Origin of the sequence: Pseudomonas sp. X4 (assembly GCF_040784925.1) — a bacterium.
GTDB lineage: Bacteria > Pseudomonadota > Gammaproteobacteria > Pseudomonadales > Pseudomonadaceae > Aquipseudomonas > Aquipseudomonas putida_Z.
The window spans coordinates 209,958-232,607 of record NZ_CP160798.1 but is presented as its reverse complement, the minus strand read 5'-3'; the positions used below and the strand labels follow the sequence as shown (position 1 = coordinate 232,607).

At 65.8% G+C, this 22,650-nt stretch carries 16 protein-coding genes; 14 read left to right on the top strand and 2 right to left on the bottom strand.

From position 1 onward, the window contains the following. Positions 1 to 109: 109 nt before the first annotated feature. Together ABX298_RS01030 and ABX298_RS01025 are read right to left on the bottom strand one after the other, a co-directional pair. Positions 110 to 421: a hypothetical protein gene (locus ABX298_RS01030; RefSeq protein WP_025339888.1), complete on the bottom strand. Its 312-nt coding sequence runs from the start codon at positions 419 to 421 to the stop codon at positions 110 to 112. Between the two features lie 199 nt (positions 422 to 620). Next, positions 621 to 2,732 carry a TonB-dependent receptor family protein gene (locus ABX298_RS01025; protein WP_367393949.1) on the bottom strand — a complete coding sequence of 704 codons (2,112 nt, stop codon included), beginning with the start codon at positions 2,730 to 2,732 and terminating at the stop codon, positions 621 to 623. 655 nt (positions 2,733 to 3,387) lie between these two features. Here ABX298_RS01025 and ABX298_RS01020 point away from each other — a divergent pair. The 14 genes from ABX298_RS01020 to ABX298_RS00955 all read left to right on the top strand — a co-directional run bounded on the left by ABX298_RS01020 (position 3,388) and on the right by ABX298_RS00955 (position 22,535). Continuing rightward, entirely contained in the window at positions 3,388 to 4,971 is a 1,584-nt protein-coding gene (locus tag ABX298_RS01020; RefSeq protein ID WP_367394494.1) for an ABC transporter substrate-binding protein, read from the top strand. After that, a complete protein-coding gene (locus ABX298_RS01015; RefSeq protein WP_075045701.1) occupies positions 4,968 to 5,900 on the top strand; it encodes an ABC transporter permease in 933 nt (310 codons plus the stop codon). Before ABX298_RS01020 ends, ABX298_RS01015 begins: the two co-directional genes overlap by 4 nt. 21 nt (positions 5,901 to 5,921) lie before the next feature. After that, complete coding sequence (locus tag ABX298_RS01010; protein ID WP_075045700.1) at positions 5,922 to 7,166, top strand: acyl-CoA dehydrogenase family protein; 1,245 nt, start codon at positions 5,922 to 5,924, stop codon at positions 7,164 to 7,166. Between the two features lie 14 nt (positions 7,167 to 7,180). Further along, positions 7,181 to 8,503, top strand: a complete 1,323-nt coding sequence (locus ABX298_RS01005) for an LLM class flavin-dependent oxidoreductase (RefSeq protein ID WP_085590475.1) — start codon at positions 7,181 to 7,183, stop codon at positions 8,501 to 8,503. Positions 8,504 to 8,658: 155 nt separating this feature from the next. Continuing rightward, a complete protein-coding gene (locus ABX298_RS01000) occupies positions 8,659 to 9,714 on the top strand; it encodes an NADP(H)-dependent aldo-keto reductase (RefSeq protein WP_075045698.1) in 1,056 nt (351 codons plus the stop codon). Positions 9,715 to 10,012: 298 nt separating this feature from the next. After that, the gene (locus tag ABX298_RS00995) at positions 10,013 to 10,861 is read left to right on the top strand and encodes an ABC transporter permease (RefSeq protein WP_075045697.1); all 849 of its coding nucleotides are present in this window, start codon (positions 10,013 to 10,015) and stop codon (positions 10,859 to 10,861) included. Further along, complete coding sequence (locus ABX298_RS00990; RefSeq protein WP_075045696.1) at positions 10,858 to 12,507, top strand: ABC transporter ATP-binding protein; 1,650 nt, start codon at positions 10,858 to 10,860, stop codon at positions 12,505 to 12,507. The genes ABX298_RS00995 and ABX298_RS00990 overlap by 4 nt, the downstream gene beginning before the upstream one ends. Positions 12,508 to 12,528: 21 nt before the next feature. Further along, positions 12,529 to 14,316, top strand: a complete 1,788-nt coding sequence (locus ABX298_RS00985) for an ABC transporter ATP-binding protein (RefSeq protein ID WP_085614382.1) — start codon at positions 12,529 to 12,531, stop codon at positions 14,314 to 14,316. Between the two features lie 229 nt (positions 14,317 to 14,545). Next, entirely contained in the window at positions 14,546 to 16,156 is a 1,611-nt protein-coding gene (locus ABX298_RS00980) for an ABC transporter substrate-binding protein (protein ID WP_317409966.1), read from the top strand. Next, complete coding sequence (locus ABX298_RS00975) at positions 16,153 to 17,139, top strand: ABC transporter permease (protein ID WP_313666589.1); 987 nt, start codon at positions 16,153 to 16,155, stop codon at positions 17,137 to 17,139. The genes ABX298_RS00980 and ABX298_RS00975 overlap by 4 nt, the downstream gene beginning before the upstream one ends. Further along, positions 17,136 to 17,999, top strand: coding sequence for an ABC transporter permease (locus ABX298_RS00970; RefSeq protein ID WP_075045693.1), 864 nt, complete (start codon positions 17,136 to 17,138; stop codon positions 17,997 to 17,999). Before ABX298_RS00975 ends, ABX298_RS00970 begins: the two co-directional genes overlap by 4 nt. Continuing rightward, the gene (locus tag ABX298_RS00965) at positions 17,996 to 19,708 is read left to right on the top strand and encodes a dipeptide ABC transporter ATP-binding protein (protein WP_367393948.1); all 1,713 of its coding nucleotides are present in this window, start codon (positions 17,996 to 17,998) and stop codon (positions 19,706 to 19,708) included. Before ABX298_RS00970 ends, ABX298_RS00965 begins: the two co-directional genes overlap by 4 nt. Positions 19,709 to 19,944: 236 nt before the next feature. Further along, positions 19,945 to 21,156, top strand: a complete 1,212-nt coding sequence (locus tag ABX298_RS00960) for an acyl-CoA dehydrogenase family protein (RefSeq protein WP_075045691.1) — start codon at positions 19,945 to 19,947, stop codon at positions 21,154 to 21,156. Continuing rightward, positions 21,153 to 22,535: an MFS transporter gene (locus ABX298_RS00955; RefSeq protein ID WP_367393947.1), complete on the top strand. Its 1,383-nt coding sequence runs from the start codon at positions 21,153 to 21,155 to the stop codon at positions 22,533 to 22,535. Before ABX298_RS00960 ends, ABX298_RS00955 begins: the two co-directional genes overlap by 4 nt. Positions 22,536 to 22,650 lie beyond the last annotated feature (115 nt).

Sequence of the window (22,650 nt, the reverse complement as noted above, 5' to 3'; positions counted from 1 at the left end):
CAAGTTCTGTTCAAGAACTTGTTGCCACGGCGCTTCGTCTTTCAGGCCTATTATCCTGCTCGGCAAAGCCGGTTCCCGCAGGGCGGAACCTGGTGATGGCACATTCACATCATTGAGGATCTTCCGACAATTTATCCAGCAATGCAACCAAGCGTCGCCGCAGCAGCCCCAGTTCGCGGGATTTGAAGGCGTGTCGGGTTTGTTCGAGAACCTCGGTGGCATCCAGCAAAGCGGCCTGTACCTGCCCAGCCGAGCCCAACTTTGCTTCACCGAGCCAGCGGCAAAGCGGTACGGCGCTGCAATTGCCAGGCGTACTCAGTACCTCGCAATCAGGTGCTATAGGCGCCAACAGCTGGCGCAATTGATCGGCCAGTTCAAGATTGTTGCAGATAATTCTGGTTGCCGGGTTGGACTCGCTCATCAAACTGCATTCCCATATGTTTGGTGTGCTGTTTACAACACCGCCTATGGCGTTTGATTGATTCAGGTCAATGCTGAAACCTTCCACTTGCCCTGTGAAGCCCTTCGGTGCGAATGGCGCTCCTGGAAACCGAGCGCCGTGGGGCGGCGCTCGATTTCGAATGCGTAATGGACGCGCCATCAAACACGTTGCTGCGTGGTCAGTACCTGAACTCGACCCCCACGTACGCGCCAATCCCATCCCCCGGCCAGAACGACGCAGTATCCTGCCCGCGCGCGTTGTACACCGGCGTCACCGCCGTCACGTACGCCTTGTTCGCCAGGTTCTTCAGGTCCAGCGACACCTTCCAGTTGCCCTTCGGTGCCTCATACCCCAGGTTCGCCCCCCAGATGGTGTACGACGGCGCATACAGGGTATTGGCATAGTCCACTGCCGTGCGCGAGGCCGACTGCACGTTGATTCCGGTGTACCAGCCGCTGTGGTCCTGATACTGCAGCTCGCCCTGGTAGATGTGCTTGGGCACGCCCGGCAACTGGTTGTCGCCGAAGGTGTCGTCATGCCGGTAGTAGAAGTCGTTATAGGTGTACACCTGGCGCCAGCGTACCAGGTCGCCCTGCGGGTTTTCCCAGAGACGGGTGTTGAGGCCGGCCTCGACCCCCTGGTGGATGGTCGGTGAGGCGTTGAAGGCACCGGTGACCGCTGCCGACGATGATGTGGCGGGGATGATCTGCACATTCAGCAGCTCGTCGTGGATCCACGAGCGGTACAGTGCCAGGCTGCCATCGAAGATGCCGTGCGAGCCCTTGATACCGACCTCGAAGGTGTTGGCCTTCTGCTCCACCAACGGGCGGATGTAAGGCAGGGTCGGCCCGGAGCCCGAGTATTCCCAGGAAGCAGGCGGATCGATGCTGCGGCTGAAGTTGGTGAATACCTGCAGGTTCGGGCTGAACTCGTAGCGCAGGCCGATGCGCGGGGCGACGCTCCAGTTGTCGTAGTCCACGTGCTGCGGGAAGTTGGTGGTGTTGGGGTTCACCGCGTGGTCGATGTTGATCTTGCGCCGCACGTTGATGAACGACACGCCGCTGGTAAGCCAGAGGTTGTCGACCAGGTTGATATCGTTGCCCAGTGCGATCACCCGGTCGAACGAATCCTTGTAGTTGACCTGCTTGAGCGACAGCTTGTCGTCGTTGGCCGAGTTCACCCCGCCACGCAGGTGCTGGGTGGAGGTGAAGGCGATGCTGCTGCGGCTTTCGTGGCCGAACAGGTAGTCGACCCGGTCGTAGCCCAGCAGCAGGCCGAGGTCGTGCCAGTCCCAGTAACTGGGATTGCTCGGGCTGCGCGGGCTGTTGGTGTGGCGATAGTCGTGATACGACAGGCCGAAGGTCAGCCGTGCATCGTCGTCAAAGGTATAAGTGGTCTTGCTGCCCACCCAGATGCTGCCCGGGCGGCGTGCACCGGCACCGCTGCTCTCGGCAGTGGCGCTGGCGCGGCGCGGGTGGTGCAGCGCGGCGTCGAGGGTGGTGGCGCTGGGGTCGTTGTGGGTTTCGTCGCGGTAGCGCAGCAGCAGGCGGGTTTCCAGCTTGGGGCTGAAGCGGTAGCCGGCATTGGCGACGATGCCCGAGCTCTTCGACAGGCTGTAGTCGCGATAACCCTCGTTGCGGTAGTTGTCGGCCTGCAGGTAGTAGTCCAGGTCGCCCTCGACGCCACCGTAGCTGATGCTCTGCTTCTGGTAGTGGTAGCTGCCGGCTTCGGCGCGCACGCGCAGGCCGGGGGCGCTGTAGCCGCTGTGGTTGACGAAGTTGACCGCGCCGCCGAGAGTCAGCGCGCCATATTGAAAGGCGTTGGCGCCGCGCAGGATTTCGGTGTAGTTCACGCCGCTGGCGTTGAGGAATTCGTAGGGTGTGCCGCCAGGGCCGGTCAGCGGCAGGCCGTCGAACAGGAACTTGATGCCCTCACGGAAATAGCCGGGCGAGGTATTGGCACCGGAGCCGCGGATCGAGATCTTCGCCGCGTCGTTGCCGCCGGTGGACTGCACGAATACCCCGGGCTGGTAGCCGAGGGTGTCCTGCAGTGTGGCAGTGCGGCCTTTGGCGACCTCTTCGCTGTCGACCACGCTGGTGCCGCCAGGCACCTCGGCCAGGGCGCTGGCGGCCTGTTGTACTTCGGATTGCTTGGCGGCCTGCACGGTCACCGTGCCCAGGGTTTGCTCAGCGGCCAGTACCGTGACCGGGGCCAGCAGGGCCGTGGCCGCGGTGGCCAGGGCGGCGTGGCGGATGGCCAGGCGCAGTGGTTGGGGTTGAATCGCACGCATCGTTCAATTCCTTGCAAGTCATCGTAGGTCCTCGGCGTTCTATGGGAATAGTCAGGCCTGTCAGAATGTGTAAGAGCAGTTTCTGTGCCAGCTGGCGAAAGGCCGGAAGTTTGGGGGTGTGGCCAAAGTTTTAGTGTGAAGAACTGAATAAAACAGCAAATTTTGTTGCGCCCCTGTTGTTTGCGGAACAGTGCAGGTTATATCCAAATATCCGAATGCTATGGCGCAACCTGTGGGAGCGGCTTTAGCCGCGAACACCGGCGCAGCCGGTGCCATGCACCGCGTTGGATTCTTCGCGGCTGAAGCCGCTCCCACAGGGGATGCGGATTGCTTGCAATTTCAGTTATCTACGCGACAGCGCAGCCCAAAGGGTTGGATGTTGTCAGCGCAACAGGGATGAAACAGTTTGTATGGTTAATGCGTCAGGCGGTTTTAACTAACCTCAATGAATGCGCAGTGTTAGCGCTGGCACGACAACTGCAATAGCACTTTATGTAGCCGTCTATATAAAGGGCCCGCTGTGCAGCCGAATTCCCGATTATTCAATATATGCCTGGTGGCCAGTGCGCTGATCGTTGCCGTCGGCTCACCCGCCACATCCGCGCAGAGCCAGGCGCTGCTCAAGGGCGAAGCGCTCAGCGAAGTGAACGGCGTGATGCGCTACCCGGCCAGCGACTTCGTCGAGCAGCAGCCCGGCAAGCGTGGTGGCACCCTGCGCGTGTCGGCGGCGAGCGACGCTGGCAGCTTCGATATACACGCGCTGTCCAACGGCAACATGCAGTGGATGGGCCGCATCCTGTTCGACTGCCTGGTGTACCAGGCCGAGGACGGCACCCTCACGCCGTGGCTGGCGAAAAGCTGGGACATCAGCGCCGACGGCCTGACCTACACCTTCCACCTGCGTGACGACGTCACTTTCAGCGATGGCGAGCGCTTCAACGCCGAGGCGGTGCGGGTCAACCTCGAACACATGCGTGACCCCGTGACCAAGTCGCCACTGGCCGCCGCCTATATCGCGCCGTACCTGAAGGGGCGGGTGGTGGACGAGTACACATTCGAGGCGACCCTGCGTGCGCCCTATGCGCCGTTTCTCGATGTGCTGTCGCAGGCCTGGCTGGGGATGATCTCGCCACGGCAGATCCTCGAGGCGCCGAAGACCATCGCCAGCCAGCCCATCGGCACCGGGCCTTTCGTGCTGACCGGCTGGGTGCGCGACCAGCGTGCCAGCTTTGTCCGCCGCCCGGGGTACAACTGGGCACCGCCGGCGATCAACCACCAGGGCGAGGCCTACCTGGACGGCATCGAGCTGAGCTACGTGCCCGAAGCGATGATCCGCTACACCTCCCTGGAGGTTGCCGACAACGACATGGCCCTGGACGCACCGGCGCAGAATGCCGCGGCGATCCGCGCCAACCCGAAGCTGACCCTGCGCAACCGCATTCGCAAGGGCAACCCGTCGCGCAGCATCACCTTCAATGTCGACCGTGCGCCGTTCGATGACGTGCGGGTGCGCCAGGCCGTGGCCAAGGCCATCGACCGTGATGGCCTGGCGTGGATCTCCGGCTTCGGCGAGTACCTGGCCAAGGGGGATTTCCTTGCCGTGAATACCCCCGGCTATGACCCGGTGGCCCGCGAGGCCCTGGCCTTCGACCCGGTCGAAGCAGGGCGCTTGCTCGACGCCGCCGGCTGGACCGGGCGTGACGGCGAAGGCTATCGCAGCCGTGATGGCCGGCGCCTCGGGGCGACCTTGCTGACCTATGACAACCCGGCGTTCCCGGCCAATGTCCCGGTGGCTGCCCAGGCAGACCTGCGCAAGGTCGGCTTCGACCTGCGCATCGAGCTGCTGCCGCTCAGCAAGGTCATGGAGCTGCGTTACCTCGGCAACTTCGACGCCATCGGCGGTGGCTACTGGCACACCAACACGGCCGATGGCCTGTACATCCTCTACCACAGCCAATCCATCCCCAGCGCACGAATGATCGGCCAGAACGTCGGCCACTTCCGTGATGCCACCCTCGACCAGTTGCTCGGTGCCGCCCGGCGCAGCACCGACCCGACGCAACGCCGCGAGCTGTATCGCCAGGCCCAGCAACGCCTGGGCGAGACCGTGCCGGCCGTGCCCTCGGTGGAAAGCCAGATGCTGCTGGCCTACCGCAACGCAGTCGGCGGCGTGCTGTTCGATGGTTCGCACAACGTTCCCCTGTTCACCAGCGTGTGGCTGGCAAAGGAGCAACCATGAAACTGCTGATCATCTTGCTGCGCCGCCTGCGTGACGGTGTGGTCGTGCTATGGGCGGCGGCCAGCCTGACCTTCCTCGGCATGCAGCACAGCGGTGGCGACACCGCCCTGGCAATCCTCGGCGGCCCGGATGCCATGCCGAGCGAAGCGCTGCTGGCCCAGGTGCGCGCCGAGTACGGCCTCGATCAACCGCTGTGGGTGCAATACGGCCACTACCTGGCGCGCCTGGCCAAGGGCGACCTGGGCGAGTCGTACCGGTTGCGCATACCGGTCGGCCAGGCGATTGGCGAGCAGGCCGCCGCGACCTTGGCGCTGGCCAGCAGCGCGGCTGTGCTGGCGGTGCTGCTGGCGGTGGCCTCGGCGCTGCTCACCGCCAACCGCGGGCGGCGTTTGCGCGCGGTGGTGTCGGGCATCGAGCTGTTGCTGTCCTCGGCCCCCAACTTCGTGATCGGCACGGTGCTGCTGCTGGCCTTCGCGTTCCACTTCCATTGGCTACCGCCGTCCGGGTCCAGCGGTTGGCGCTCGCTGGTGCTCCCGAGCCTGGCCCTGGCGCTGCCGATCGCGGCGGTGCTTGCACAGGTGTTGCGCCAGTCGCTGGAGCAGGTACTGGAACAACCCTTCATCACCCAGGCCCGTGCACGTGGCATGGGTGATATCGCTGTGCGGCTGCGCCACGCCCTGCGCCATGCCCTGGTGCCGCTGGTGACCCTGGCCGGCTACGTGTTCGCCAGCCTGCTCGGCGGCGCCGTGGTGCTGGAGCTGCTGTTCGGCCGCCAAGGCATTGGCCGTTTGATGCTCGACGCTACCGCCAGCAAGGACGTGCCACTGGTGCTCGGCGTAACCCTGCTGGCGGCAGCGATCTACGTGCTGGTCAACCTGCTGGTGGACCTGGCGACCCAGGCCATCGACCCGCGCACCGCACGCGTCTGAATTCAAGAGAAAGGAACCATCATGAGCCAAACCACGATTACCGATGCCGAACTGGATGCGCATTTCGCGCCGATCTATGCGCGTATTGCCGAAGGCGCGGTGGCCCGCGAGCAGCAGCGCACCCTGGCCCATGAGCCGGTGGCCTGGTTGCGCGAGGCCCGCTTCGGTGCCCTGCGCGTGCCACGCAGCCACGGCGGCTCAGGCGCAACCTTGCCGCAGTTGCTGCGCCAGCTGGTGCGCCTGGGGCAAGCCGATTCCAACCTGCCGCAAATCTTCCGCGCCCACTTCGGCTTCGTCGAAGGGCGGCTGTCGTCCGGCGACGCCGCCTCCCAGGACTACTGGTTCACCCGCGTGGTCGCCGGTGAACTATGGGGCGCGGCCATGGCCGAGCGCACCGACAGTACCGGCAATAGCGTGCAGTTGAGCGAAGACGAAGGCGGTTACCGCCTGGACGGCGAAAAGTACTACTGCACCGGCACGTTGTACGCCGATTGGGTGGCGGCAGTGGCCAACCATGGCGACGACTTTGTCAGCCTCGTGGTGCCGACCCGTGCGCCGGGCGTGGAGCGGGTCGACGACTGGGACGGCTTCGGCCAGCGGTTGACTGGCAGTGGCACCACCCGTTTCACCCGGGTCAGCGTGCAGCCGCAGCATTTGCTGCGCCGTTTCGCCAAGGGCGAGTTGCGTGCCGAGTCGTACCTCACCGCGTTCTACCAGGCGGTGCATCTGGCCACCCTGGCGGGTATCGGCCAGGCGGTACTGGCCGATGCCGTAGCGTTCGTCCAGGGCCGCACCCGCGCCTTCGGTGTGCCGGGGCAGTCGCAGCCGGCCGCAGACCCGCGGGTGCAGGCGGTGATCGGTCGCCTGTCGAGCCTGGCCTTCGCCGCCAATGCGCAAGTCACCGCCGTGGGCCAGAGCCTGCAGGCGGTGTACGAAGCCGGCCAGCACGGGGAGGTAGCCGAGCAGCTTTACACCGACGCCGAGATCCATGCCTTTCAGGCGCAGCAGATCGTCCTGCCGCAAGTGCTGGAAGCGAGCACCTTGCTGTTCGAAGTCGGCGGCGCATCGGCCACCAGCAATGCCCGGCGCCTCGACCGCCACTGGCGCAATGCCCGCACCCTGGCTTCGCACAACCCGGCGATCTACCGCGAGCAGGCGTTGGGCAACTACTACCTCAATGACATCAGCCCGGCCCAGGCCTGGCGTGCCCTTCATGCCAGCGCCAGCGAAGGGCAGGGCAGCGGCGACGAAGCCAGCGCAGTCTGATCAGGAGAACCGGCATGACCACGAAACAGATGAGCCTGGGCATGAACATCCTCGGCTTCGGCTCGCATTCCGGCGCCTGGCGCCAGGGTGAGGCGGCAATCGACGCCTATATCGACGTCAACTATTACCGCGATATCGCGCGTATTTCCGAGCGCGGTTGCCTGGATGCGATCTTCCTTGCCGATGGCCCGGCGTTGCCGCCGGATGTGTCCGCCCAGCCTGGCGGGCGCCTGGAGCCGACCGTGCTGCTTACCGCAGTGGCGGCCGCCACCGAGCGCATCGGCGTGATCGCGACCTGCTCCAGCACTTACAACGAACCTTTCAACCTGGCCCGGCGAATTGCCTCGCTGGACCACATCAGCGGCGGCCGCGCAGCCTGGAATGTGGTGACCAATGCCGGTGACGCGGCAGCACACAACTTCGGCCTGGCTGGCGCGCCGTTGCATGTGGACCGCTACGGGCGGGCCGAGGAGTTCGTCGACGTGACCCTGAAGCTTTGGGACAGCTGGGAGGACGACGCGATCATCGGTGACCGCAGCGCCGGCCGTTTTGCCGACCCGGGCAAGGTCCACACCCTGGATTTCAAGGGCAAGCACTTTCAGGTCAAGGGGCCGCTGAACCTGCCGCGTTCGCCGCAGGGCAGGCCGGTACTGGTGCAGGCTGGCTCTTCCGAAGGTGGCAAGGCACTGGGTTCACGCTATGCCGATGCGATCTTCACCACCCAGACCACCCTGGCCGATGGGCAGGCGTTCTATCGGGAGATGAAGGCGCGGGCCAAAGCCTGGGGCCGTGACCCGCAACACCTGAAGATCATGCCCGGCCTGTCGACCGTGATCGGCAGCACCGAGGCCGAGGCCCATGCACGCTTCGACGAACTCAATGCCTGGCATGGCGAGCACGGCCTGTTGCAGCAGGTGGCGGGGCGTATCGGTATCGATGCCAGCGAGCTGGATCCGGATGCGCCATTGCCCTGGGCGCGAATTGGCGCGGTGGCAGATTTCGAGCGGGGATCGCATGGTTTTCTGGAGGCCCAGTTGAACCTGGCGCGCAGCGAGAACCTGACCATTCGCCAGCTGTCGCGGCGGATTCTGGTCGGGCACCGGTTGGCCGTCGGTACCCCGGAACAGGTCGCCGATACCCTTGCCGAGTGGTTCCTGGCGGGGGCGGGGGATGGTTTCAACATCATGCCCGACATGTTCCCGTCGGGTGCTCGGGTGTTCGTCGAAGAGGTGGTGCCGCTGCTGCAGAAACGAGGGTTGTTCCGCACCGAATACACCGGCACCACCCTGCGTGAGCACCTGGGGTTGCCCAAGGCACACAACCAGTTCGCTGCTTAGGGGCGCTTTGCGCCCCAATCGCCGGCAAGCCAGCTCCCACAGGTGCCGGGCAAACCTGAAACCTGTGGTGATCCTGTAGGAGCTGGCTTGCCGGCGATGGGCTGCAAGGCAGCCCCAGGATTTGAAACCCGACACACATTCAAAAGGATGCACCCATGCGCTACCGCCCACTCGGCCACACCAACCTGCAAGTCAGCCTGCTCAGCCTCGGCACCATGACCTGGGGGCACCAGAACAGCGAACAGGATGCTCACCAGCAACTGGACGCTGCCCTTGCTGCAGGCATCAACTTCATCGACACCGCCGAGATGTACCCCACGCCCACCCGCGCTGAAACCTGGACCACCACCGAGCGCTACATCGGCACCTGGCTCGCGGCCCGCGGCAACCGCGACAAGGTCCTGTTGGCCAGCAAGATCGCCGGCCCGGCCCGTGACCCAGGCGGCCAGGTGCACATCCGCGATGGCCTGTCGCACCACGACCGCAAGAACATCGTCGCGGCCCTGGAGGGCAGCCTGCGCCGCCTGCACACCGACTACCTGGACCTCTACCAACTGCACTGGCCCGACCGCACCAGCAACTTCTTCGGCATCCGTGAATACCCCTACGTCGACGACCATCCGCAGACGGCAGCCATCGAAGAAACCCTTGCGGTGCTGGACGAACAGGTAAAGGCCGGCAAGGTGCGCCATATCGGTGTCTCCAACGAAACACCGTGGGGTGTGGCGCAGTTTCTGCGGCACAGCGAGGACAAGGGCCTGGCGCGCATTGCCAGCATCCAGAACCCGTACAGCCTGCTCAATCGCTTGTACGAGAATGGGCTGTCGGAGTTCAGCCATCGCGAAGGGATCAGCCTGTTGGCCTATTCGCCGCTGGCGTTCGGGGCGTTGACCGGCAAGTACCTGAACGGGGCAAGGCCGGAGGGTTCGCGATTGTCGTCGGTGTATCGCACGTTCAATCGCTACGGCAGCGAGGAGGCCAACGACGCGATTGCCAGCTACGTGCGGATTGCGCGGGAGCATGGGCTGACACCGGCGCAACTGGCCCTGGCTTTCGTCATACGCCAGCCGTTCGTGGCCAGTGCCATTACCGGGCAGACCACTTTGCTGCAGCTGCAGGAAAACCTGAGTGCACTGGATGTGCAACTGAGCGATGAAGTACTGGCCGAGATCCAGGCCGTGCACCGCCGTATTCCCAACCCGGCACCGTAGCCCACATGGCAAGGGCTTCGCCCTTGTTCGCGGCTGAAGCCGCTCCCACAGGGACCGCACGGATTCAGCCTTTGCGGTGATCCTGTGGGAGCGGGTTTACCCGCGAAGAGGCCAGTACAGGCGACACAAGAAGGACAGACATGAACGCGATCGTATCCATACCAAACACAGTGACCAGTAGCTGGAAGGTTCGCCCTAGCCTCCCACAGGGACCGCACGGATTCAGCCTTTTCGGTGGTCCTGTGGGAGCGGGTTTACCCGCGAAGAGGCCAGTACAGGCGACACAAGAAGGACAGACATGAACGCGATCGTATCCATACCAAACACAGTGACCAGCAGCTGGCAGGTTCGCCCTGGCCTGGCGCTGGCCTGGATCACATTGGGCCTGATACTGCTCGCAGTAACCTTCCCCAACTGGCTCTCGCCAACCGACCCGTTGGCCGCCGATGCCCGCCTGGCTTACCACCCGCCAAGCCCCGCCTTCTGGCTGGGCAGTGACGAGAACGGCCGCGACGTTCTCAGCCGCCTGATCCATGGCGCCCGCCCATCGCTCTTCATCGGCCTGGCCGCCACCCTGGTCGGGCTCGGCCTGGGTACGCTGCTCGGCTTGCTTGCCGGCCTGGCCCCAGCCTGGCTGGACAACCTGCTGATGCGCGCCGTCGATGTGCTGCTGGCCTTCCCGGACCTGCTACTGGCGCTGGTCATCATCACCCTGTTCGGTCAAGGCACCAGCAACCTGATCCTTGCCGTCGGCATCGCCTCGGTGCCGCGCTATGCGCGCCTGGTACGCGCCCAGACCCTGACCATCCGGCGTGCCGGCTTCGTCGAAGCAGCCGTCACGCTGGGCCGCAGGCCCTTGGCGGTGGTGTTCTGGCATGTGCTGCCCAATGCAGTCCAACCCGTGCTGATCCTGGCCTGCATCGGCCTGGGTGGCGCCATCACCGCCGCCGCTGCGCTGAGCTTCCTCGGCTTCGGCGCACCACCTCCCGCGCCGGAGTGGGGCGCGATGATGGCAGTGGCGCGCAACTTCATGGCCAACGCGCCCTGGCTGATGGCCTGGCCCGCGCTGGCGATCACCCTGACCGTCATTTCCATCACCGTCATCGGCCGAGACTGGCTGCGCCGTAGCGAGGGCAGACGCGCATGAGCATCTTCGAGAAGAACCAGGCACCGCTGGTGGATATCCGCGGCCTGCACGTGAGCTTCAATGGTGTGCCAGTGGTGCACGGCGTCGACCTGCAGTTGCGCGCAGGGCAGTGCCTGGCACTGGTGGGCGAATCGGGCTCGGGCAAGAGCGTCACGGCGCGTACCCTGGTCGGCCTGACCGGGGCCGGTGCCCATGTGCAGGCGCAGCGCCTGGCCTTTGCCGGGCAGGACCTGCGCCAGTTCGATGAGCGCGCGTGGCAGCGCTTGCGTGGCGAGCACATCGGCTTTGTCATGCAGGATGCGCTGGGTTCGCTCGACCCGCTGCGACGCGTGGGTGCAGAGATCGAAGAGCCATTGCTGTTGCACACCGACCTGGCTGCGGAGCAGCGCCGTCTGCGGGTACTTGAGCTGTTGCGCCAGGTCGGGGTGCCTGAACCCGAAGTCCGTGCCCGGCAATACCCGTGGCAACTATCCGGAGGCCTCAGGCAGCGCGCCCTGATCGCCTCGGCCATCGCCTGTCAGCCACGCCTGTTGATCGCTGACGAGCCCACCACCGCGCTGGACGCGACCGTGCAGGCGCAGATTCTCGACCTGCTGGAACAACTGCGCGAGCGCGACAACAGCCTGTTGATGGTCAGCCATGACCTGGCCGTGGTCGCGCGCCTGGCCGACTGGGTGGCGGTGATGCGCCATGGGGTGGTGGTGGAGCAGGGCAGTGTCGAACAGATCCTGCAGGACCCGCAGGCCCCCTACACCCAGCGCCTGCTGAGTGCGGCTCGGGCGGTACATTTCAAACGTCCGGCGGCGCCGGCCCTGGCGCTGGTGGAGAATGGCGTGGACGAACAACCCGTGGTGCTGGAGGCGCGTGGCCTGAGCAAGGCCTTTGTCGGGCCGGACGGCCGGCTGCGTCAGGTGCTGGACGATGTGTCGCTGCAGCTGCGCGCCGGGCAAACCCTTGGCGTGGTGGGCGAGTCCGGTTCCGGCAAGAGCACGCTGGGGCGCATCCTGCTGGGGCTGGAGCGGCCGGAGCAAGGCAGCCTGCAACTGGCCGGGCAGGATTGGCTTGCGTTGTCTGCCGCGCAGCAGCGCCAGGCACGGCAGGGGATCCAGGTGGTGTTCCAGGACCCGCAGGCCTCGTTCGACCCACGCTACACCGTGCTGCGGGTATTGGCCGAGGCGCTGGCGCATGCGGGTGTACCGCGTGCGTTGCAGCGCACCGAGGCGGCGGCGTTGCTGGAGCGGGTGCAGTTGCCGGTGGGGTTGCTCGACCGCCGCCCGCTGGAGTTGTCGGGCGGGCAGCGGCAGCGCATCGCGATTGCCCGGGCGCTGGCCATGAAGCCCAGGGTGCTGGTGCTGGACGAACCGGTATCGGCGCTGGATGTGTCGGTGCAGGCGCGAATCCTGGCATTGCTGGCCGAACTCAAGGCGGAGCTGAACCTGGCTTGCCTGTTCATCTCCCATGACCTTGGAGTGGTGGAGCAGGTCAGTGACCACGTGTTGGTGATGCAAGGGGGAAGGGTGGTGGAACAAGGGGTGGCAGCCCAGGTGCTCGGCCAGCCGCGTCAGGCCTATACCCGCGCCTTGCTCGACGCCGTGCCTCATCTTCCGGCGGCGCGGCCAACCTGGTTCAGTCGCATCGCCGTGTAGGCAAGACACAAGGAGAACACTGTGACATCTACCCGCCGCCTGCCCGATGGTTGGGATATCCGTCACCTGCCAGACACCCCGCAGGCCTTCCTTCGCGCATTCATCCTGCGCCACCCGGTGGCCTACTCCGGTATGCTCGCCTTGCAGACCTTCGCCATGGTCTGCGCCGTGCTGGTCCCTTGGCAACTTGGCCAGATCACCCGTCTGGTCAGCCAGGGCCTGGACGCGAGCCAGGTCGTCACGGCATTGCGCTGGCCGCTGGCGGGTTTTGCCTTGATGCTGCTGCTCGAGATGGTCAGCACGCGTGCCGCCAGTGGCTTGCATATCTACACCGTGCCCCGTCAGCGGCGCGCGGTGACCCAGGCCTTGTTCGCCTACCTGCAACGCCATTCGCATCGCTACATCACCAGCGAGTTCGCCGGGGCATTGGCGCACCGTATCAGCGAGGTCTCGATCGGCACTACGCAGACCCTGGCGATCCTGATCTTCGATCTTATCCCGCTGCTTGTGACCCTGGCCCTGGCAGTCATCCTGCTGGCCACCGCAAACGCTTGGCTGGCGGCATTCATGGGCCTGTGGGCGGTCGGTTTTCTCATCCTGTGCTGGTTCCTGGCCAGGCGCAGCCACCCGCTGGCCCGCGACTTTGCCGCAGCGCGCAGTGTCAGCACCGGCAAGGTAGTGGACGCGGTGACCAACCTCACCAATATCCGGCTGTTCGCCCGCCACCCCTACGAGCATGGCTACCTGGGCAAGTTCCTCGACCACGAGGTGGTAGCGGCAGACCGCTCGCTCGGTTACATGGAGAAGATTCGCTGGCTGCAGAACAGCTGCGGAGTGCTGCTCAAGCTTGGCATCCTGCTGCTGGCGCTGTGGTTGTGGCAGCGCGGCAGCATCGACATCGCCACCTTCGTTACCGCTACCAGCCTGTCGCTGATGATCATCACGGATGTGGCCGGGCTGTCGCGGCGCTTGCTGGAGTTTTTCGAGGCCATGGGCAATATCGCCAATGGCGTGCGCACCCTGGTGCGGCCACACGAGGTACGCGACACGGCCGGCGCAACGTCGTTGAAAGTGGAGCGGGGTGAGGTGCATTTTGCCGACGTGACCTTTGGCTATCACCCCGGGCGGCCGATCTTTCAGCACCTGAACCTGCATATTCCGGCGGGCCAGCGGGTCGGCCTGGTGGGGGCGTCCGGCTCGGGCAAATCGACCTTGCTCGGGTTGTTGCTACGGTTGTACGACGTGGATGAGGGCCAGGTGCTGATCGACGGGCAGGACGTGCGCACGGTGACCCAGCATTCGCTGCACCAGCAGGTCGGGCTGATTCCGCAGGAGCCGGGGCTGTTCCACCGCAGCATTCGCGAGAACATCCACTATGGCTGCCTGGAAGCTGGCGACGATGCGTTGGCCGCTGCCATCGACCGGGCCGGTGCCCGGGATTTCATCGAAGCCATGGAGCAGGGCTTCGAATCGCTGGTGGGCGAGCGTGGTGTGAAGCTGTCCGGCGGGCAGCGTCAGCGTATCGCCATCGCCCGGGTGCTGTTGAAGAACGCGCCGATCCTGGTGATGGACGAAGCCACGTCAAGCCTCGACTCGATCACCGAGCGCTATATCCAGGACAAGCTCGACGAGATCATGGACGACAAGACGGTGATCGTGGTGGCACACCGGCTGTCGACCGTGGCGCACCTTGACCGGATCGTGGTGTTCGAGGACGGGCGCATTGTCGAGGATGGCAGCCATGCGCAGCTGCTGGCGCGGCGGGGGTATTACCATCGGCTGTGGAGCCGGCAAGGGGAGGCGGCCTGAGCCCCGCAACGGGCCCCCGAGCGCGGCCTGTCGCCAGCTGGCTGGCGACAGGCCGGAACAGCACTGTTGCCATTCGAACAGCCCTCACACACTTTGCCCCCGCAACAGCACCTCACCCTCGGCAAACCCCAACAAAATCAACCTCTTGAACCCGGCACAACTCCTGCAACAGGCCTATCGAAGCCCAGTCACCGCAGGAGCGCCCTTGAACACACCCATCCTCCCCCTGATTCCGCTCTGCACCGCACTGGCCTTGCTCGGCTGCAAGCCGAACGAACAGCACACGGCGCAAAGTACCCAGCCGCAGCAGGGCGGCACCTTGGTCTATGCAACCGACCGCGAGCCCACCTGCCTGGACCCGCATGTGGCCGGCGACATGCCGCAGGTTTTCATTGCCCAGCAGTACCTCGATTCGCTGGTGTCGATGGACAGCAACGGCCAGATCGGCCCCTGGCTGGCGACAAGCTGGGAGGTTTCGCCAGATGGCCTGCGCTACACCTTCCACCTGCGCCGCGACGTGCAATTCACCGACGGCACACCGTTCAATGCCGAAGCGGTCAAGGCCAACCTCGACCACATGGCCAACCCCAAGACCCAATCCAGTACCGCCGGTGGCTACATCCGCCAGTACCGCGGCACCAAGGTGCTCGACACCTACACGGCCGAAGTCACTCTGGCGACGCCCTATGCGGCTTTCCTCGAAGTGTTGGCCCAGGGCTTTCTCGGCATCCAGTCGCCCACCGCATTGCAGCGCAGCCGTGACCAGAACTGCGAAAGCCCGGTCGGCAGCGGGCCGTTCAAGGTGGTGCGCTGGGACCGGCAGAACCAGGTGGAGCTGGTGCGCAACCCGGCCTATAACTGGGCGCCACCTACCGCACGGCACCAAGGCCCGGCGTACCTGGAACGCATCGTCTGGAAGTTCATCCAGGAACCGTCGGTGCGCTTCGCCTCGCTGCAGGCCGGTGAGGTCGATGTGATCGAAGCATTGCCACCAGAGTCGCACGAAGCAGCACGGCGCAACCCGGATGTGGAACTGATCATCGCCCAGCGCCCGGGCAACCCCACCAATGGCACCTTCAACCTGCGCCGCGCACCGTTCGACGACATCCGTGTACGCGAGGCCTTCGTTCGCAGCGCCGATGTCGAGGGTGCACTGAAGAGTGTGTACTTCGGCGAGTTCCCCCGCGCCGGTGGCCCGCTGAGCTTGGCCACGCCGTTCTACAGCGGTGACTTCGAGCGCAGCCAGGACTACGACCCGGCCCGCGCCGCCAGGCTGCTCGACGAGGCTGGCTGGACCGGCCGCGACAGCGAAGGCTACCGCACCAGGAACGGCCAGCGGCTGCGCGCCGTCGTGCTGATCGGCGCGCGCACGCCGCCGTCGGAACTGACCCTGTGGGAGCAGGTACAGGCCACTACCCGGCAGGCCGGCCTGGAGCTGGTGCTGGACCAGATGAGCGATGCCCAGGTCACCGCCCGCCAGGCCGCCTGGGACTACGACATCCGCACCGGCTACTGGAACACCAACACCCCTGACGTGCTGCGCATCATCTTCACCACCGCGTTCGTGCAGCCAGCCGGGGTTGGCGGCTATCACCAGAACTCCTCCGGCTACGCCGACCCGGGCTACGACGCACTGCTCGACAGTGCCCTGGCCACCCAGGATGCGGAACTGCGCCGCCAGCGCTACTTCCAGGCACAGCAACAGGCCGCCGCGCAGTACCTGCAACTCACCACGTACCCACAAAGCACGCGCCTGGGTATCTACAAGACCGCCCATGGCGTGCGACTGGAACCTTCGCTGGCGGTGACCTACCTCTACGACGCATGGGTGAACAAATGACTACGACGACATTCGCGGTGACCGACCCGCGTCGCGAACGCCTGGCGGCCCTGGGCCGGCGCGCCGCCATCCGCCTGGCCGGTGGCGTGCTGGTGCTGTGGGCGGTGGCGACCCTGACCTTCTTCGCACTGCGGCTGATGCCGGGTGACCCGGTGCTGGCGATTCTCGGTGGCCCCAGTGGCAACCCGACGCCGGAAGCGATTGAAGCCGCGCGCGTGGAGTACGGCCTCGACAAGCCGTTGGCCGTGCAGTACGTGTTCTACCTCGGGCGCCTGCTGCAAGGTGACTTGGGGGTGTCCTACTCGCAGCACCTGCCGGTCACCCGTGTGCTGGCGGAGCAGGGCGGGGCGACCTTGGAGCTGACCATCGCCGCCCTGCTGCTGGCCTGGTTGCTGGTGCTGCTGCTGACAGTGGTCACTGCCGGGCGCGGCAGGCTGGTCGGCGGTATCGCCTCGCTGGCGGAAACCCTCAGCGCGGCGCTGCCGCACTTCTGGCTCGGCGTGGTGCTGCTGGCGGTATTCGCCTTCGGCCTGCGCTGGTTCCCGCCGGCCGGTAGCGACAGCTTCGCCAGCCTGATACTTCCGGCGTTTTCCCTGGCGATTCCGTTGGCCGGTTTCATTGCCCAGGTCACCCGGGAGTCGCTGGAACTGACCCTCGATCAACCCTTCGTGCTCACCGCCCGCACACGTGGCCTCAGTGACCTGGCCGTGCGCTTTCGGCACGCCTTGCGCCATGCCTTGCTGCCAGGTGTGTCGCTGTCGGGCTGGGCCATCGGCGCGCTGATCAGTGGGGCGGTGGTGTGCGAGGTGATCTTTTCCCGCAAGGGGGTGGGCCGCCAGCTGTACCAGGCGGTGCAGGCCCAGGACCTGCCGCTGGTGATCGGCATCAGCCTGGTAGTGGCGGCCGGCTATGTGCTGGCGAACATTCTGGTCGACCTGCTGTACCAGTGGATCGACCCTCGGCAGCAGGAGGCTGCAGCATGACAGACCTGACCCATGGCCAAGTGCTCGCGCCATTGCGCCGGCAGCGCCAAGTGAAACTGCCGCCATTGGGCGCAAGCCTGGCGATCCTGTTTCTGTTCGCATTGCTTCTGGCCGCGTTGGCGCCGGGGCTGTTCACCCGCATCGACCCACTGGCCATCGTGCCGCGAGAGGCTTTCCAGCCACCCAGCTGGGCGCACTGGCTGGGTACCGACCAGTCAGGCCGCGACATCTTCGCGCGGATCATCCTCGGCGCCCGCCAGAGCCTGCTGATCGGCCTTGCGGCTACGGCCATTTCCATGGTCATCGCCATCGCCCTCGGCCTGCTCGGTGGCCTTGGCGGCGCACGCGTGGACCGTGCGGTGGGCTGGTTGCTGGAAGTGCTGTTCGCCTTCCCCAGCCTGGTACTGGCGCTGCTGTTCGTGGCGGTGTTCGGCAGCGGTGTCGGCCCGTTGATCGTCGCCACCGGGCTGGGCGGTGCGCCGGGGTACGCGCGCATGGTCCGTGGCCAGGTGCTGGCGGTACGCAACGCCGGTTACATCGAAGCGGCGCGGGCGCTGGGGCACCCGACTTCGCGCATCGTGCTGCGCCAATTGCTGCCCAACGCCATGCGGCCATTGGTGGTGACGCTGACCATGGGCGTTGGCCAGGCCATCGTCTGGGCCTCGGCGCTGAGCTTCCTCGGCCTGGGCGCGCGGCCGCCGGCGCCGGAGTGGGGGACCATGTTGTCCATGGGGCGTGACTTCATCGCCAATGCCTGGTGGCTCACCTTCTTCCCTGGCCTGTTCATCGTCCTCACCACCCTGGCGACCACCGTGACGGGCCGCTACATCCAACAACGCCTGGAGGGGCGCCTGCCATGAACGACAAGACCTTGATCGTCGAAGGGCTGAACGTGGCCTTTGATGGCGCCAGCGTGGTCCGTGATCTGTCCTTCACCTTGCCGCCTGGCCGTTGCCTGGCCTTGGTCGGCGAGTCTGGCTCGGGCAAGAGCGTCAGTGCCCGCTGCCTGGTCGGGCTGGCCGGAGGGCGAGCGCAGGTGAGTGCCCGTCGCTTGAGTTTCGGCGGCCACGATCTGCTCGACCTCAGCGAGCGCCAGTGGCGCGACGTGCGTGGCAAAGATATCGGCTTCGTGCTGCAGGATGCGCTGGTGTCGCTGGACCCACTGCGGCCGGTGGGCAAGGAAATTCTCGAAGTGCTGCAGACCCACGGATACGGTGACCGCCACACCCGTACTGCGCGCGTGCATGAGTTGCTCGAGCGGGTAGGCGTGCCGGATGTCGAACTGCGTGCTCGCCAGCGGCCCGGGCAGTTGTCCGGTGGCCTGCGCCAGCGTGCACTGATTGCCAGTGCCCTGGCCATGGACCCCGCGCTGGTCATCGCCGACGAGCCGACCACCGCGCTGGACGCCACCGTGCAGGCGCAGATTCTTGAAGTGTTCCAGCAGATCAAGGCCCGTGGCGCCTCGCTGCTGATCATCAGCCACGACCTGGCAGTGGTCGCCCAACTGGCCGATGAGGTGGTGGTGCTGCGCCATGGCGAAGTGGTGGAGCAGGGGCCGATGCAGCAGGTGCTGCGCCAGCCGCGTCACGCCTACACCCAGGCCTTGCTGGCGGCAGTACCGGCCGAGCACCCGCGCGGCAGCCGGCTGTCACCCGAGCGGGTTGGCGTGCGCAGTGAGCCGCGGGCACGTTCGCACAGCGACGTTTTGCTCGAAGGCCGTGGCCTGGGCAAGCGCTACCTCGGCCCGGACGGGCTGGTGCGGCAGGTGGTGCAGGGCGTCGACTTCACCCTGCGTGCCGGGCGCACCCTGGGCATTGTCGGCGAGTCCGGCTCGGGCAAGACCACCGTGGCACGCATCGCCCTCGGCCTGCTGCAGCCCGATGAGGGCGAAGTGCTTTATCGCGGGCAACGCTGGAACCGCCCGGCCAACGCCGTGAGCGAGGCAGTGCGCAGGCCGTTGCGGCGCGACATCAGCGTGATCTACCAGGACCCGCTGGGCTCGTTCGACCCGCGCTGGAGCGTGGCGCAGATTCTTGATGACGCCTTGCAGGTAGCCGGTATCGAGGCACCAGCCAGGCCAGCACGTATCGCTGTGCTGCTCAACCAGGTGCGTTTGCCGGCAGATCTCGGCCAGCGCAGGCCGTTGCAACTGTCGGGCGGCCAGCGCCAGCGGGTGGCAATTGCCCGGGCGATTGCCAGCGAACCCAAGGTGATCATCTGCGACGAGCCGGTGTCGGCCCTGGACGTGTCGGTGCAGGCCCAGGTGCTCGACCTGCTGGCCGACCTGCAGGACGAACTGGGCCTGGCCTACCTGTTCATCTCCCACGATCTGGGGGTGATCCGCCATGTCAGCGACGACGTGCTGGTGATGCGCCACGGTCAGGTGGTGGAGCAGGCACCGGTCGAGCAGTTGTTCGATAACCCGGCCCATGAATACACCCAGCGCTTGCTCGGCGCAGTGCCGCGCCTGCCCGGCAGCGGCGCCGAACTGGTGGTGCCGCCGCTGGACCTGGAACACGAAGCCTTCGACCTGTTCGACGAAACCCGCCTGTGGAAGATCGCCATTTGAACTGAGACGCCAAGCCCTGCACCGACCCCTGTGGGAGCCGCGCTTGCCGGCGATGGGCCGCGAAGCGGCCCCACGATTTCAAGGCTGTTGCATGAATCGCCGGGGCCGCTTCGCGGCCCATCGCCGGCAAGCGCGGCTCCCACAGGGGATAGCGCCAGCTTCAGGAAACTGGCAAGGGCGCTGCTCCCACAGGGCTCGGGTCGCCTAAACGAAACATGTACTTAAAGGACTGAACCATGACCACATTTCAACGTTTCCCAACCCAGGCTCCGGCCACCAGCGTCGCGGAGCTGAAAGCCCGCATCGCAGCCCTGCTGCCCGCCATCGGCGCAGGCGCCGCGCAGCGCGAACGCGAACGCCAGCTGCCCCATGAGGCCATTGCCCAGCTTGCGGCAGCCGGGCTGTACACCGTGCGTATCCCCGGGCAGTACGGTGGCCCCGGCGGCAGTGTCAGCGATGTGGTCGAACTGCTACTGCAAATCGCCTCGGTCGACTCCAACGTGGCCCAGGCCCTGCGCCCGGGTTTTGCCTTTGTCGAAGGCCTGCTGGCTTCACAGGCCGAAGGCGCCGAGCAGGAGCGCGAGCGTTGGTTCGCGCGCTATCTGCAGGGTGCGGTAATCGGCAATGCCGGCTGGGAACTGGGCGGTGCCAACGGCGCCATCGCCGCGCGCCTGGTGCGCGAGGGCGAGCATTTTCGCGCCAATGGCAGCAAGTTCTACAGCACGGGTGCGCTGTTCGCCGATTACGTCAGCGCCGTTGCCCTGGATGAGGACGAGCAACCGGTTTCGTTCATCCTGCCGCGCGACCGCGAGGGCCTGGAGCTGGTCGATGACTTTGACGCCATGGGCCAGCGCCTGACCGCCAGCGGCACCACTCACTTGCGCAATGTGCGCGTCGAGGCCAGCGATATCCGCACGCGTACCGTGGAGGAGGGCAAGCGCACCATCGTCACGCCGTTCCTGCAGCTGTTCCTTGCCACGGTGTTGGCCGGTATCGCCCGCAATGCGCTGGACGACGCCACCCGCTTCGCCCGCGAGCATGCCCGCCCGATCAAGCACAGCACGGCCAGCCGCTCGGTGGACGACCCCTATGTAGAGCTGTCGGTAGGTGATATCGCCGCCCGTGCCTATGGCGCTGAGGCCATGGTCCTCAAGGCCGCTGCAACCATCGACAAGGCCTGGGCCACGCAACTGGATGAAGCCGCCGTTGAGCAAGCTGCGATCGAGGTGGCGCAGACCCAGTACCTGGTCGCCGAGCTGGCGCTCAAGGCTGCGCAAACGCTGTTCGACGTTGGCGGTGCCTCCACCACCGGCCGCCAGCACAACCTCGACCGCCACTGGCGCAACGCCCGCACCGTGGCCAACCATAACCCGCGCCAATGGAAGGCGGCGGTGGTCGGTGCCTGGCAGCTCAAGGGCACTCGCCCACCTGTCTCGGGGCTGTTTTGACTGCCCAGCCGGCCTTGCTGGCCGGCCATGTGCAAAGCCCCAAGGTCCCGGTGATCATCGGTGCTGCCTTGTTCATGGAGCTGCTCGACAGCACAGCGGTGATGACCGCCTTGCCGCAGATGGCCGCCGATTTCGGCGAGCCGGGGCTGCGCATGAATCTGGTGGTGTCGCTGTACATGCTTGCCCTGGCCCTGTGCGTGCCGGTCAGCGGTTGGGCCGCCGAGCGCTTTCGCCCGCGCCAGGTCATGTTGTCGGCGATGGGCTTGTTCACCTGCGCGTCGCTGGCCTGCGCCCTGGCCGATACGCTCTGGCAACTGTGCCTGGGGCGCATGCTGCAGGGGGCGGCCGGGGCATTGATGACACCGGTGGGGCAGGTGATCATCCTGCGTTGGTCGAGCCGCGAGCAGCTGCTGCAGGCCATGTCGTGGCTGGCCCTGCCGGCGCTGGTGGGGCCACTGGTGGGGCCGTTGCTCGGCGGTTTGCTGGTGACGGTGTTGTCGTGGCACTGGATCTTCCTGATCAACCTGCCAATCTGCCTGCTCGGTTGCTGGCTGATCCTGCGCCATGTGCCGGATTATCCGGCACGGCCGGTGCCACCATTGGACGTGCGTGGCTTGCTGCTCAGCGGCGGGGCCCTGGCCATGCTGGTGTTCGGCCTGGAAGCGCTGGGGCTGGGGCAGTTGCCGCAGGCCTGGGCCATGGTGCTGGTGGCCGGTGGAGCAGCCTGTGCGTTGGGGTATCTGCTGCACGCGCGGCGACACCCCAGTCCGCTGGTGGACCTGTCGCTGCTGCGCCTGCGCAGCTTTGGCGTGGCCCAGGCGGGTGGCGGGCTGTTCCGCCTGGGTTCGGCAGCCCAGCCGTTCCTGATCGTGCTGCTGCTGCAGAACTGCCTGGGCTTGAGCCCGTTGGCGGCGGGGGGGCTGGTGGTCAGTGGTGGCGCTGGCGCGCTGCTGATGAAGCTGCTGGCAGTGCCATTGGTACGGCGCTACGGCTATCGACGGGTGCTCAGTTGCAATGCCGTGCTCAGTGGGGTGGGGATTGCCCTGTGCGCCAGTTTTGATCGTGATACCGCTGTGTGGCTGATGGCTGCGGTGCTGTTCGCCGCAGGCCTGGTGCGTTCACTGCAGTTCTCGACGTTGGGGGCTGCCAGTTATCAGGACGTGCCCGGTGAGCGTTCGGCGGCGGCCAGTTCGTTGTCGGCGATGTCCGTGCAGTTGACCATGGCCATGTCGGTGAGCCTGGCAGGGGGGCTGTTGGGGATGCTGGCCGGGTTGGATGGGCGTAGCGAAACCTCGGTGGCAGATATCGCCATGGTGATGTTGCTGTGTGCTGCCATGTGCGGAATTTCCGGTTTGGTGTTCCGGCGTTTGGCGGACTAGTCGTTGGGCGGGGCATGCATCAGTCCATCCCGGGGGTTATAGGGTGTTGCATAAAAGGTCTCAAGTCGTTCGAAATATGACTTGGACGGTCTTGGTGGGTGGGGCATAGGATTGC

Coding starts and splice junctions, on each gene's coding strand:
- ABX298_RS01030 (WP_025339888.1), bottom strand. CDS start 421: ATGAGCGAGTCCAACCCGGCAACCAGAATTATCTGCAACAATCTTGAA.
- ABX298_RS01025 (WP_367393949.1), bottom strand. CDS start 2,732: ATGCGTGCGATTCAACCCCAACCACTGCGCCTGGCCATCCGCCACGCC.
- ABX298_RS01020 (WP_367394494.1), top strand. CDS start 3,388: ATGCGCTACCCGGCCAGCGACTTCGTCGAGCAGCAGCCCGGCAAGCGT.
- ABX298_RS01015 (WP_075045701.1), top strand. CDS start 4,968: ATGAAACTGCTGATCATCTTGCTGCGCCGCCTGCGTGACGGTGTGGTC.
- ABX298_RS01010 (WP_075045700.1), top strand. CDS start 5,922: ATGAGCCAAACCACGATTACCGATGCCGAACTGGATGCGCATTTCGCG.
- ABX298_RS01005 (WP_085590475.1), top strand. CDS start 7,181: ATGACCACGAAACAGATGAGCCTGGGCATGAACATCCTCGGCTTCGGC.
- ABX298_RS01000 (WP_075045698.1), top strand. CDS start 8,659: ATGCGCTACCGCCCACTCGGCCACACCAACCTGCAAGTCAGCCTGCTC.
- ABX298_RS00995 (WP_075045697.1), top strand. CDS start 10,013: ATGAACGCGATCGTATCCATACCAAACACAGTGACCAGCAGCTGGCAG.
- ABX298_RS00990 (WP_075045696.1), top strand. CDS start 10,858: ATGAGCATCTTCGAGAAGAACCAGGCACCGCTGGTGGATATCCGCGGC.
- ABX298_RS00975 (WP_313666589.1), top strand. CDS start 16,153: ATGACTACGACGACATTCGCGGTGACCGACCCGCGTCGCGAACGCCTG.
- ABX298_RS00970 (WP_075045693.1), top strand. CDS start 17,136: ATGACAGACCTGACCCATGGCCAAGTGCTCGCGCCATTGCGCCGGCAG.
- ABX298_RS00965 (WP_367393948.1), top strand. CDS start 17,996: ATGAACGACAAGACCTTGATCGTCGAAGGGCTGAACGTGGCCTTTGAT.
- ABX298_RS00960 (WP_075045691.1), top strand. CDS start 19,945: ATGACCACATTTCAACGTTTCCCAACCCAGGCTCCGGCCACCAGCGTC.